The sequence below is a fragment of the Rhodococcus sp. YH3-3 genome (assembly GCF_001653035.1).
Taxonomy (GTDB): Bacteria; Actinomycetota; Actinomycetes; order Mycobacteriales; family Mycobacteriaceae; genus Rhodococcus_F; species Rhodococcus_F qingshengii.
In genome coordinates this window covers 44,755-55,825 of the sequence record NZ_BCWH01000007.1, presented here as the reverse complement: position 1 = coordinate 55,825, position 11,071 = coordinate 44,755, and the positions used below count along the sequence as shown (strand labels likewise).

At 62.3% G+C, this 11,071-nt stretch carries 14 protein-coding genes and 2 pseudogenes; 8 read left to right on the top strand and 8 right to left on the bottom strand.

Features of this window, described 5'->3' with window-relative positions:
- Positions 1-111 precede the first annotated feature (111 nt).
- Positions 112-474, bottom strand: coding sequence for a MerR family transcriptional regulator (locus YH3_RS33830; RefSeq protein ID WP_371595650.1), 363 nt, complete (start codon positions 472-474; stop codon positions 112-114).
- A 330-nt stretch (positions 475-804) separates the two neighbouring features.
- On the opposite strand from YH3_RS33830, the gene YH3_RS35815 reads away from it, so the two are divergent.
- The 3 genes from YH3_RS35815 (at position 805) to YH3_RS33820 (ending at position 2,290) form a co-directional block, all read left to right on the top strand.
- Entirely contained in the window at positions 805-1,053 is a 249-nt protein-coding gene (locus YH3_RS35815) for a hypothetical protein (RefSeq protein WP_154100409.1), read from the top strand.
- 91 nt (positions 1,054-1,144) lie between these two features.
- Entirely contained in the window at positions 1,145-1,924 is a 780-nt protein-coding gene (locus YH3_RS33825; protein ID WP_003943395.1) for a SigB/SigF/SigG family RNA polymerase sigma factor, read from the top strand.
- Between the two features lie 177 nt (positions 1,925-2,101).
- Entirely contained in the window at positions 2,102-2,290 is a 189-nt protein-coding gene (locus YH3_RS33820; RefSeq protein ID WP_042926415.1) for a hypothetical protein, read from the top strand.
- Positions 2,291-2,480: 190 nt separating this feature from the next.
- On the opposite strand, the gene YH3_RS33815 is transcribed toward YH3_RS33820, so the two are convergent.
- A complete protein-coding gene (locus tag YH3_RS33815; RefSeq protein ID WP_003943394.1) occupies positions 2,481-2,729 on the bottom strand; it encodes a hypothetical protein in 249 nt (82 codons plus the stop codon).
- A 123-nt stretch (positions 2,730-2,852) separates the two neighbouring features.
- Between YH3_RS33815 and YH3_RS33810 the strand changes: the two genes are divergently transcribed.
- Positions 2,853-3,299 carry a transposase family protein gene (locus tag YH3_RS33810; RefSeq protein WP_064445069.1) on the top strand — a complete coding sequence of 149 codons (447 nt, stop codon included), beginning with the start codon at positions 2,853-2,855 and terminating at the stop codon, positions 3,297-3,299.
- Positions 3,300-3,861: 562 nt separating this feature from the next.
- Positions 3,862-4,275 (top strand): VOC family protein, encoded by a 414-nt coding sequence (locus tag YH3_RS33805; protein WP_064445068.1) that lies wholly within the window; start codon positions 3,862-3,864, stop codon positions 4,273-4,275.
- On the opposite strand, the gene YH3_RS35350 is transcribed toward YH3_RS33805, so the two are convergent.
- The 3 genes and pseudogenes from YH3_RS35350 to YH3_RS33795 all read right to left on the bottom strand — a co-directional run bounded on the left by YH3_RS35350 (position 4,237) and on the right by YH3_RS33795 (position 6,090).
- On the bottom strand, positions 4,237-4,503 hold the full coding sequence (locus YH3_RS35350; RefSeq protein ID WP_371594684.1) for a hypothetical protein: 267 nt from the start codon (positions 4,501-4,503) through the stop codon (positions 4,237-4,239). The genes YH3_RS33805 and YH3_RS35350 overlap by 39 nt on opposite strands.
- 11 nt (positions 4,504-4,514) lie before the next feature.
- Positions 4,515-5,510, bottom strand: a pseudogene (locus tag YH3_RS33800) (globin domain-containing protein); the annotation flags it as partial.
- A 268-nt stretch (positions 5,511-5,778) separates the two neighbouring features.
- A complete protein-coding gene (locus tag YH3_RS33795) occupies positions 5,779-6,090 on the bottom strand; it encodes a putative quinol monooxygenase (RefSeq protein ID WP_003941073.1) in 312 nt (103 codons plus the stop codon).
- Between the two features lie 110 nt (positions 6,091-6,200).
- Here YH3_RS33795 and YH3_RS33790 point away from each other — a divergent pair, with 110 nt between their 5' ends.
- A complete protein-coding gene (locus YH3_RS33790; RefSeq protein WP_003941078.1) occupies positions 6,201-7,142 on the top strand; it encodes a GlxA family transcriptional regulator in 942 nt (313 codons plus the stop codon).
- Between the two features lie 390 nt (positions 7,143-7,532).
- On the opposite strand, the pseudogene YH3_RS33785 reads toward YH3_RS33790, so the two are convergent.
- Positions 7,533-8,003 (bottom strand): annotated as a pseudogene (locus YH3_RS33785) (cbb3-type cytochrome c oxidase subunit I); the annotation flags it as partial.
- 84 nt (positions 8,004-8,087) lie between these two features.
- The gene (locus YH3_RS33780) at positions 8,088-8,822 is read right to left on the bottom strand and encodes an IS6 family transposase (RefSeq protein WP_100199333.1); all 735 of its coding nucleotides are present in this window, start codon (positions 8,820-8,822) and stop codon (positions 8,088-8,090) included.
- Positions 8,823-8,913: 91 nt separating this feature from the next.
- On the opposite strand from YH3_RS33780, the gene YH3_RS33775 reads away from it, so the two are divergent.
- Positions 8,914-9,264 (top strand): hypothetical protein, encoded by a 351-nt coding sequence (locus tag YH3_RS33775; protein WP_125053595.1) that lies wholly within the window; start codon positions 8,914-8,916, stop codon positions 9,262-9,264.
- A gap of 94 nt (positions 9,265-9,358) precedes the next feature.
- Positions 9,359-9,850 (top strand): hypothetical protein, encoded by a 492-nt coding sequence (locus YH3_RS33770; RefSeq protein WP_064445065.1) that lies wholly within the window; start codon positions 9,359-9,361, stop codon positions 9,848-9,850.
- A gap of 238 nt (positions 9,851-10,088) precedes the next feature.
- On the opposite strand, the gene YH3_RS33765 is transcribed toward YH3_RS33770, so the two are convergent.
- Entirely contained in the window at positions 10,089-10,928 is an 840-nt protein-coding gene (locus YH3_RS33765; RefSeq protein ID WP_274522714.1) for a PaaX family transcriptional regulator C-terminal domain-containing protein, read from the bottom strand.
- Between the last annotated feature and the right edge of the window lie 143 nt (positions 10,929-11,071).

The window sequence follows — 11,071 nt, the reverse complement described above, 5'->3', positions numbered from 1 at the left end:
GCTCGCGCAGGCGCAGAAGCCGTGGCTTATCGACGCGTTCGATGCGGCGATCGACCAGCTCGAATCGGAGGGGCATGTGATCGCTGCCGATGCGGATTTCGGCGCCATCGCTCACGCCGACGAGGGGTACCCGGCTTCCGGGACGCGCTCGGACGGCGACTCCTCTGCGGGCATCTGACTGAGCTGAGCGATCTGTTCGGCCAGGATCGCGTTCCGGTTTTCCAGGTCGAGGATGACACCGATCGCGGTCAGGTTGATGCCGTCGGCGATCAACGCGCTGATACGTGTCAACGTGGCCAGGTCTGCTTCGCTGTAGCGGCGGGTTCCCCCGCCCGTGCGGGCTGGGGTGAGCAGTCCGCGGCGCTCGTAGAGTCTCAAGGTTTGCGGGCCGACGCCGGACAGTTCTGACATCACGGAAATCCCGTACACCCCGCGGCGGTCGTGGGCAGCGTGGACGTGCGCTGCATCTGTCACTGCCACAGCACTGCTCCCTCAGCCCAACCGGATATCACTGGACTTTAACACGGCTCATCACTATCCCTTCGCCGGCCGATGCTGCAAATCTTATGGTCAGTCCTACAGATTTTCGCGCAACCGAACTTAGTCACGGCCAGAACGTACCCGCCCGGTAAGAACGGAAACACGCCTGAATGTGCAGGTGGGCCCAAGGGGAGATTGCTCACGGCGCCCTCGATTCCTGTTTTCTCTGCCGCTCTAATTGTCGCTTATCTGCATTTGGTTGGTATAGATTTACGACATCGGATCAGACAGCTGTGTGTGAGCACGTGGAGCCCGGGAGTGTGAATGACAACTGCCATGACCTCCTCATATGACGTCGGGCGGACCTCTGCGCATCGGCGATCGCCGATCACGACCACTGTCGCCTCCCCAGGTTGGTGGCGGCGGGTGACGCTCGATCTCGTCCTGGTGATCGTGATCGCCGGAATCTTGGGCGCAGTCGGATCCGTCCTTGCCGGCCCGCTGACCGGAGTGGCGTTCGCCCTGGTCGCGGCGGCCTCATTCCGCGTAGTCCTGCAGGCGATCAACCCGTGAGCGCGACTGTGAAGGAGAAGACGATGCCCGCAGCACGATACGCACGAGCAACGACCACCCGGCAGAAGTGGGTGATCGCGTGAGCCGGCACATGAAGGACGCCGAATACGCACAGGTCGCGGGCTTGCTGGAAGAGTTGGCTTCTCTGCCGGGAGACGACGCACGCTGCGAGCGTCTGCGCACGCAGATCATCGAGCTATGTCTACCGCTGACTCGCCATATCGCCTTGCGGTATCGCGGCCGCGGACAAGCGCTCGACGATCTCGTCCAAGCGGCCAGCGTCGGTCTGGTCAGTGCGGTGAACCGTTTCGATCTGGCCAAGGGCAAAGACTTTCTCGCCTTCGCGATTCCCACGATGATGGGGGAGGTGCGTAAGCATTTCCGGGATCGTGGATGGGATGTGCGGGTTCCGCGCTCGTTGCAGGAAAACTGTCTTGCGCTCAACAAAGCACGCACCGCGCTCACGCAGGATCTCGGGCGTGAGCCGACGGTGCCGGAGCTGGCGAAAGAGCTCGGAGTCGAGCCCGCGGAGGTCGCGGAGATCGTTGCTGCCGGCGATTCCTATCATGCAGCGTCCCTCGATGCAGCCGCTGTCGGTGACGGTCGATCGATCGCAGATGCGTTGGGGGAGTTCGATGCTGCCCTCGACGGCATCGACAATCAGGAAACGCTGCGGCCGGCGCTCCTCGCTCTGCCCGAGCGTGAGCGCATCATCGTGATTTACCGGTTCTTCGGGGAACTGACTCAGGCGGAAATCGCGGAGAAGATCGGAGTGTCGCAGATGCACGTCTCTCGGCTCCTCGCCCAAAGTCTCGCGAAACTGCGAGCCTCGTCTTCCTTTGCGCCCCGGCCGGTCGCGGTCGCAGCCTGACCTGACTGGGAAGAAAGGACGAGGATCGAATGCATTTCACTTTTCTCTACGACGGTGCTGCGCAGCGCACTGCTGAGTACCCGACCTTGGAGGAAGCTGTCCGGAGTATCGAGTTGGGGCAGGTGGGCCGGTCGCGGTCGCAGCCTGACCTGACTGGGAAGAAAGGACGAGGACCGAATGCATTTCACTTTTCTCTACGACGGTGCTGCGCAGCGCACAGCGGAGTACCCGACCTTGGAGGAAGCCGTTCGGAGTATCGAATTGGGGCAGGTCGATCGCACGCTCTGGAGCATTCAATACACCGATCGCGAGGGCGGAATTCGGGTCTACCGATTTCCCACGGACCGCGGAGTCGGTGGTGAATGACGAACGCGCAGTACTGAATACAGCAGTACTGACTTCAACAGGCCAGCTTTCAACACGCTGAGCTGTACTCGATAACCATTCCGGGGATTCGTCAGACGCAAGGCCCCAAGGCCCGTCCCCCTGGGCGCTTACGAATGCCGGCGGGACGATCTGGGCCGCGGAGGGGAGCCGTCGGAGTCGGTGGGATGTGTCAGATGTGATCGTTCTTGTCGTGCTTGGCGCGATGTATTCGCCGCGCGGGAACAGCTCTCAATGTACGGGTGCTACCGATCTGCCGGTGTCGCAGACGTATCAGACCAGCCGCGGCCGCGCTTGCCACGATCGCCCAGGCGACGGTGGGAGCCCACGCCCCTTGGGTCAGGCTCACGGCGATGCCGACGACGGCGATGAGCAGGATGGCCCACACGAACATGGCGCTGAAACTGGCGATAGGCCTCACGAGTAACTCCTCACATGTGTTGGCGGCTCTTCGCGCTTGAGCGGGGTGCCCGGTAGTTGATGGGGCTCGTGGCCCCGACATGCTGTTGGTCTCTCACAACGCGACAACAGCGAGGCCACGAGCATGAACGAGGGTACGTCAGTGCTGCTCGGGCTGGAGGACGAGTTCACCGTCCTGCAGCTCGAACGAATCGATGCCGACACGGTGCGTGTCGTCATCGAGGTCATCGACCCGGAGGGCGCCTGCCCCGAGTGCGGGGTGCTCACCTCAAGGATCAAGGAGCGGCCACTGGTTCGAGTCAAGGACTTGCCTGCCTCCGGCCAAAGAACCGATCTTTGGTGGCTCAAACGGCGCTTGGTGTGCCGCGAACCGGCCTGTGGGACAGCGACATTCACGCAGCAGTCCCGCGCTGTGCCGGCACGGTCGCGGCTCACGACCCGGCTACGAGAGAAGATCGGTTCGGCGATCGCGTCGGGCAACCGCGCCGTCAGCGAGGTCGCTAGCGAGTACCAGGTGGCGTGGTCGACCGCGCACCGGGCGCTCATCGCCCGACCGAGGCCGCGGCCTTGAAATGCGTGTATCTGGCCATCATGAGCCTCGATCCCAAAGGCACCGCCCGCAGGCGCTGGTCCAACCGATGGAAGGCAGCACTGAATGCCTTCGAGATAACGTTCGACGGACGGCTGTCTGCCGGACGAAAGTAGTTAGAAACCAATCAATTACACCGTTTTCTGGACAGACCCGATCAGCCGCAACTCCGCTCTCCGTACTCTCACCGAAGACCTACCAGCACCGGTCGTCGCCGACCTGCTCGGGTTGCATATCCATTCCGTCAGTCGGTGGGCCGACTACGCTCGCCGCGACTGGGCGCGCTATCTCGATGCCCGAACCAACGGGCCGAATCGAAGGTAGTTTATCTACTTATCGGAGTTTGATCCGGCAGGTTGGATTGGACGCCCTATTGGAGCCCGGTGAGGAAACGCTGCACCTCGGAGCGGGAGAGTTGGCGAACGATCATCAACGTCAGCGGCGAATTCTGGTGCATGCGGACTTTGAGTCACAGAAAAAGCCAATGCACCGAGTGTGACGGTACTCTGAAGACCTCTGGCTTGTTCGGGAGTGGGAGAGAAAAATGTGTGCTGCCGCCAAAGTTGCCTCGTCGGTGATGCAAGTAGCCAACCTGGATCGGTCGGTGAGTTATTACTGCGACGTGTTTTCCTGCCGTGTCGCCTTGCGTGAACGCGATGCGGTGCTTCTTCTGACGCCGGATGATTTTCAGATCTACATGTATGTGCAAAAGGGCGCATCCCTGCGCAACATCAGCAGTATCGGCGTCCACTACGTCATGTGGTCCGCCGATACAGAAGAGGAACTTACGCGGATCAGTGAGCGTCTACGCGCATATGACGCCTCCACTTTCACCCAGGTTGTCGGCGGAGTAACCTTCGTCGACGGCTGCGACCCGGACGGTATCCGTGTCATCGTCGCTTACCCGGACCCAGAACAGTTACCCCGAGAGCTGATCGCACCACGATTCCACGGATAACGTGCCGTCCGGAGCGGTGCGTTCGTCCGGCCTGTCCTCGCTGCTGGAGCGGTCACCGATCCACGCGAGGAGATCGGGATCGGACGATGTCAGACGCTCTACTTCCTCGCCGTCGTCGCAGCGTCGTAGTGACACCGTGATCGATGTGGGGGTGCGCCGTAGAACCCGCCACGTCGCTCCCGAGTCGGACCATCGCGAAAGAGTTTCCACAGGTTGCTCTTCCGTCATGTCGGGTCCGCTCAGGTATTGGCCCAGCTGTCCGGTCCGAAGACCTCGTAGTGGATATTCTGCGCCGGAACATCCCGTTGGAGCAACGATGCGCGCATCGCCAACATGAACGGCATCGGCCCACAGAGGAACGCCTGGGTATCCGGTTCGACAGTGATATCGCGCAGATCGGCCCGTCCTTCGTGAACAGATCCGAACGGTACGTGCGTGCCGGGATCCTCGTACCAGCGGTGCAAGGTTGCGGCGGGAATCTTCTCGACGAGTGTGCTGAGTTCTGCTCGGTGAGCATGATCTGCGATGGATCGATCAGCATGAATGACGGAGACGGAACGCTGTGCACCGGTGTCCGCAAGATGGTTGAGCATGCCGATCATCGGTGTGCAACCGATTCCGGCCGACGCGAGTAGCAGTGGTGAGTCGTCGTCAGGCATCATCAGATCGCCGAACGGTGTGGTTACCGACAGCTCGGAACCTTCGAACACGTTGTTGTAGAGGAAGTTCGACACTTCGCCGTCGGGCGTGCCCGAAATTCTCTTCACGCTGATTCGCCAGTCGGCGCTGCTCGGCACGGAACAGAGGCTGTATTGACGTATCTGGCGAGCGCCGTCGGGCAGCGTAACTCCGACCGAAAGGTACTGTCCGGGCGCGAAGGTGGGGAGAACGCTGCCGTCGAGCGAGGCGAGAGTCAGCGAGACAGTGTCGGCGGATTGCAGGACGCGCTCGCTGATCCTGACCGTGCGCCACACGTCGCCGGCGTCGACGCCGGCGAGTTGGTAGAGGCCTCGTTCAATCGTGATGAGGGTTTCCGCCATCAGCCAGTAGACTTCGTCCCAGGCTGCGGCGACTTCGGGAGTGACTGCATCTCCGAGTATTTCGACGATCGCGGCGAAGAGGTGTTCGTGAACGATCGCGTACTGATCGGGGGTGATTCCCAACGACGCATGCTTGTGAGCGATACGCGAAAGGATGAGATCGACCTTGGCGCTGTCGGGTTCGAGCTGCAGTGTTAGGCGGCTCCGGCGAACAGCCCCTGACCTGCGGAAACGCAGGGCAGGGGCTGTTCGGTTCTGGTGGTCGCGCGATGCGCTGGCCTCACGGCTCTGCCCGACACCGACGTCGCTCTCCTCTGCGACGGACCCCTCGCCGGCTGAGCGCTCGCGGCCGGCATCCTGTCCGTGTGCCGATAGGCCTCGTACTGCTCGGCAACGCAGCGTGGCGTTGCGTCGCGACCTGGCGACGGCTCGGCGGGGCGCGATCGTCTCGTGCGTTGGCGGACTACGGGAGCTTGGACGCGAGGACGTCGGCCGCCAGGATCTCGGGTGCTGCGCCGAGGAGGTGCTGGTTGGCCATCAGGGCTGCGACGATGGCGCCGTTGGCGTGGGCGTCGCGAGCGGCCTCGTCGGGGAATGCATCGAAGATCCAGAAGGTGTCGGCGTGGGTCCTGACCGCGAACCAGACAATCGTTCCTACTTCTTCGTTGGCGAGCGCGACAGCGCCGGCGAGCAGATCGGCGAGCGCGTCGTGCTGTCCATCGGCCGCGACGATCTTGGCGACGAAGGCATACGGAAGTGATGCGGGTGTGGACATGAGGGGTTCTCCTAGGTGTCGAGGTTTCTTGGTTTGAAGCGAGTTCAGCGTATGACGAGCAAGGGCATGTGAGAAGTGGCGTATACGGCAGTATTGCTATTGTTTGCGCCATGCGTATCGGACTGATCGCGATCGACGGCTGCTTCGGTTCGGCTGTCGCGTCGGTCATCGACATCGTGCGGGTGGCCGACGGAGCCCGCGGCGATGTCGACCCGCGGATCGACCCGATCGAACTCGCCATACTCGGACCGAAACGGAGAGTGACCACGACGGCATCGATGACCCTGTCGGTGGACCACCCGCTGTCGGAGTCCGCAGAGTTCGACGTGGTCGTCGTCCCTGCGCTTGGAACCCTCACGGCCGCCGCTACCAACGACGCCCTCCAGAGCCGAGATGCTCGTTCGGTCATCGCCTCGCTCGGGCGCCTCGACGACGCGACCACCCGGATCGCCGCGGCGTGCACCGGCGTGTTCGCTGTCGCCGAGACCGGACGGATGCATCATCGGCGGGCGACGACCAGCTGGTTCCTGGGGCCGGAGTTCCTGAAGCGCTATCCGACCGTCGCCCTCGATCTCGACACCATGGTCGTGGTCGACGGGAACCTCGTCACCGCCGGCGCCGCGTTCGCCCACATCGACCTCGCGCTCTCACTCGTGCGATCGATCAGCCCCGACCTGGCCCAACATGTCGCCAAGCTCCTCATCATCGACGAGCGTCCGTCGCAGGCGGCCTTCGTCGCCTACGAACATCTCCGGCACGAGGACCCGATCGTCGTCGAGTTCGAACGCTTCGTGCGCGCCCGCCTGGACGAACCGTTCAACGTCGCCTTCGTCGCGCAGTCGCTCGGCACCAGCCGGCGCACCCTCGAACGACGAGTCCGTGCGGCGCTCAACCTCACTCCGCTCGGCTTCGTCCAACGGCTTCGCATCGAACGAGCTCGGCACCTCTCAGCAACCACGGACCTCACCTCCGCCGAGATCGCGCTACGGGTCGGCTACGCGAACGCCGAGACTCTGCGCTCCCTCCTGCGTAGGGAGCGACGCCGTTCCTGACCTATCGCCATGCCTGTAGCCGGTGTCCTAGTGCTCGACTGGAACCACCTCTCAGCACGTCGCGTCGACGCTCCTGCGTCGCCCCTGGACGACCCACTCGACACGCCCGCAGCACAGGCCATGTGACGTGTCCCGGCTTCCCGGACGGTCGGGGTTGGGTGGCTGTGATGTCGCTGCGTTCTCGTCGAGGGGGTCAGCAGACTCGATCAGGGTCGATTGGGATGAGACGCGAAGGCGGTCAGGTCAGGGCGGCCGAAGCCGGCCGGCGGGGTAGCGTCGGTCACGTCGAGGTCTTTCGGATGGATGGCGTAGGAACCTCCATCGTCGGGAGACCTCGACGTCTACCTGCGGACCGACCCGCCCGGCCGACCTACACCCTCATCTGGGAAGAGCCCCCAAGTGTCGGTCCACGAGCAGTCCCATCAGCGCTGCCGTGAGAATAGGAAAAGCCAACAACACCAAAATCATGGTGATGAAGACATTCCACGTGAAGATGGGCATCCGAAACATCGTCATCCCGGGTGCACGCAGACAGATCACGGTGGTGATCATGTTGACCCCACCCAAGATGGTCCCGACGCCGGCCAGTGCGAGGCCCATGATCCACAGATCCCCACCGACACCTGGTGAATGCAGGGCACTGGTCAGCGGGGAATACCCCGTCCATCCGAAGTCGGCGGCACCTCCGGGGGTGAGGAATCCGGATACGGTGACGAGCGCACCGAACAGGTACAGCCAGTAGCTGAGTGCGTTCAGTCGCGGGAACGCCACATCCGGTGCGCCGATCTGCAGGGGAAGTATGTAGTTCGCGAAGCCGAAGACGATCGGAGTGGCATAGAGCAGCAACATGATCGTGCCGTGGGCTCTGTCAACTTAACTGAACGCAACTGGGAATCAACAGCATTCGGCCGCACTTGCGCGGATCATGTTGGTGGGACGCCGGGTTCAGACGGCGGCTGGTACGCCGGTCACGTCGTACCAGGTGGTGAATCGGTCGGTCATTTCGGAGCGGTAATCGCTCGCGGTGAGCTTGTGTCGGCCTGGCCGGAAGTGCGGCGAGATCGCACTGAACGCCGCCAGGAACCGTTGTGCCGCACCTGGTAAGCGGAAGAACTTCATCGCCCGTTCACGCTGCCTGGTGGGCTGGTGCGAGCTTTCGGCCCGGTTGTTGAGATACTTCGAGCGCCGATGTTCGACCGATGGCATCAACTCTCGATGCGCCACAACGTAACTGGCGAGCTTGTCGGTCACCAGCACCCTCGGAACCCGGGTATGCTTGCGCATCAGCTTGCCGAAGAAGCGTTTCGCCGCCTTCGCGTTGCGTCGGGACTGGACCAGAACATCGAGGACAGTGCCGTCCTGATCGACCGCCCGCCACAGGTAGTGTCGGATGCCACCGATCTTGACGAACACCTCGTCCAAAAACCATGTGTCGCCGGGTTCGGGAGCGCGTCGGCGCAGGCCACGTGCATATTCGGGTCCGAACTTCGCGCACCACGTGCGAATCGTCTCGTGCGAGACGACGATGCCGCGGGCGAGCATCAACTCCTCGACGTCGCGCAAGCTCAACGTGAACCGATAGTACAGCCACACACAGTGCGCGATGATCTCCGCGGGATAGCGGTGCCGTTTATACGGCGACCGCGTCGAATCCACCCGCGTTTCGTCTCCACGACTCATCCGACAATCATCCCTGACTGACGGCCCGGTTAAGTTGACGAGGCCAGTCCTACTGCTCGGGCACCGTTTGCGCCGCACTGGAGGTATGAAGATGGATCTTCGAGACTGGGCAGGCGACGCCTGGGCAGAGTTGGACGCAACGAAACAGGCACGTCTCGTGCGCGCGGCAGAGTCGATCGACGAACGCTACCCGGACCCGGACGACCAACCGGAGCGCGATGCGGCGCTCTCGACTGCCGTGCAATACGTGCTGCGGGAGACAACCGCCGCCGAGGTGCGCGAGCGACTCAATCGCGCCCGTGTTGAGGCAATGGAAGCACTGGCCGCAGCGCAGCAGTTCGCCGTGATGGCGATCGAGGACGGCGGCGCGGAAGCGACGACCGCCCGGGAAGTAGGAGTGGATCGGATGACGGTCCGCTCATGGCTCGGCAAAACACGCTGATGTCAGTCAGCGGTGGTTGGCTGGCGTGCACAGCCAGATGTTTGAGTCAGGGACGAGAAAACGCTCCCCTCGACACACCAGTACATTCGGCCGGATGCTGACTGACCGCGCTCTCCTGGCTGCCCGCATCCGCGAAGCGCACCACCTCGAACTTCCCTCGTTCACCACCGGCAGCGGCGTCGACACCTCGAGCACCGTGGTGGCCGAAGCGCTCGCGACCGAGAACGTCACCCTCACTGCCGTGATCACCTCACGGCGATTCGACGCCCCGCCTCGACGATGGGACCCGGCCGCTTCCGGGACCGCCGTCACGGTGACCGTGACAAGCAGCGACAGCGGGTCAGGCGCTCGCCGGCACGTGGGACTGACGGAGCCGGAAGCATGGGCACGAGCAATGTTCGCCGAGTTCGACGAAGACGACCGGCAGCGGATCTACCTTCTCTGTGGCAAAGACTCGGACGCCGGACGCCCCGAGCATGGTGTGGCCGTGTACCGCTTTTACCTCGGTCAGGGCGCGGTGCCGATCCGTGTGGGCCTCGTTATCTCATGCGAGTCGGTCAGGTGCTGCGCTAGGTCACGCAACTGAGAACTGAGAACTGAGAACTGAGAAAGGTGAACGTGCGATGGACTTTCCGCTGATCTGGTGGCTTCTACCCGCCGTCCTGATCCCGGGGGACATTCGGGTGTGGATCCGAGACAACGCCCCATGCTGGCGGCGCGGCTATTGCCGCTAGTCTGTAAAGGAGGCCGCACCGCGGTGTGCCCTCTGAAATTCGGTACAGGTGCGCTGATCGCAGGCGTGTACACCGCCAGCGTGGCTCCGTTCAGTGCTCGACAGTCTTTTTGAGCCATTCCCGTGCCGGGGTAAAGAGTCTTTGGGTGGCGTCGTCGAAAATTCGGAGGCTGGTCCTTCCTGGCCACTCGTTGGGTAGGAGTGAGGCAGGTAGTCCTGGGTCGAGAAGGGGGATCACGCGCCATTCGTCGAGCAGGAAGACAAAGCGAGCGAAGGTCTCTGCCGAGACGTTCGCATCGTGCTCGAGTTGAGTGGCTTGGTTTTTGATGAACTCGAGATGGCGGGAGCGGATGTCTTCAAGGTCCCACCATTGAGCGGCGGTAGTAATCAGGTCTGTCGGTGCGGAGATATCGGTTGCCGCAAATGTCGTGACGTACATGTCGAGATTCAAAGCACTTACAATGGCATCGACCTCGGCAGTGTGATAGTCGGGACAAATCAAGAGCCCGGCGGTGACGGTACCGCACCCGATCGCGGTCAATCGCCGGCGAAGTCTATGCCGTGATGCGCGTTCGGGTTCGGGGATGCTGAACGAGATGATTCGCCATGGCTCGTCAGATTGCATCTGCCGGAAGTTGAACACTCGCGAGAACCCACGCACGAGCATGTCCTCTGCTTCGTCTGTAAGACGATAACCGGCTCGACCGTTGTTGTTCTCAGAGCGCAGGATGCCTTTAGTCTTGAGTCGATTCACCGCTGTCCTCGTCGATTGCGAAGAGATGCCCAGCGTTGACATGATTTCCGTGAAATTCGAGATCGAGATCCAGCCGCCTTGTTGCAGAACAAAGGCGCCGAGCACTGTCCTGGACAGTGATGTGACAGTGCCGGGCCGTGATTCGAAGTCGTCGAGTATGGCACTCGGTACGGCCACCCGATTGTCGATCGGATCCAGTGTTTCCTGATCTGTCACATTTACCTCCTGAGAGATTCTCCGCTTGTCGGTTCGAACCCGAGAAGGTTGTTTGTTGCACGTGTTGTGCATTGGGATCTTCCTAAGACCATACCGCGCAATGG

Excerpts from the sequence above, each read along its gene's own strand:
- YH3_RS35815 (WP_154100409.1), top strand. The coding sequence starts at position 805 with ATGACAACTGCCATGACCTCCTCATATGACGTCGGGCGGACCTCTGCG.
- YH3_RS33825 (WP_003943395.1), top strand. The coding sequence starts at position 1,145 with ATGAAGGACGCCGAATACGCACAGGTCGCGGGCTTGCTGGAAGAGTTG.
- YH3_RS33820 (WP_042926415.1), top strand. The coding sequence starts at position 2,102 with ATGCATTTCACTTTTCTCTACGACGGTGCTGCGCAGCGCACAGCGGAG.
- YH3_RS33810 (WP_064445069.1), top strand. The coding sequence starts at position 2,853 with ATGAACGAGGGTACGTCAGTGCTGCTCGGGCTGGAGGACGAGTTCACC.
- YH3_RS33805 (WP_064445068.1), top strand. The coding sequence starts at position 3,862 with ATGTGTGCTGCCGCCAAAGTTGCCTCGTCGGTGATGCAAGTAGCCAAC.
- YH3_RS35350 (WP_371594684.1), bottom strand. The coding sequence starts at position 4,503 with ATGACGGAAGAGCAACCTGTGGAAACTCTTTCGCGATGGTCCGACTCG.
- YH3_RS33795 (WP_003941073.1), bottom strand. The coding sequence starts at position 6,090 with ATGTCCACACCCGCATCACTTCCGTATGCCTTCGTCGCCAAGATCGTC.
- YH3_RS33790 (WP_003941078.1), top strand. The coding sequence starts at position 6,201 with ATGCGTATCGGACTGATCGCGATCGACGGCTGCTTCGGTTCGGCTGTC.
- YH3_RS33780 (WP_100199333.1), bottom strand. The coding sequence starts at position 8,822 with ATGAGTCGTGGAGACGAAACGCGGGTGGATTCGACGCGGTCGCCGTAT.
- YH3_RS33775 (WP_125053595.1), top strand. The coding sequence starts at position 8,914 with ATGGATCTTCGAGACTGGGCAGGCGACGCCTGGGCAGAGTTGGACGCA.
- YH3_RS33770 (WP_064445065.1), top strand. The coding sequence starts at position 9,359 with ATGCTGACTGACCGCGCTCTCCTGGCTGCCCGCATCCGCGAAGCGCAC.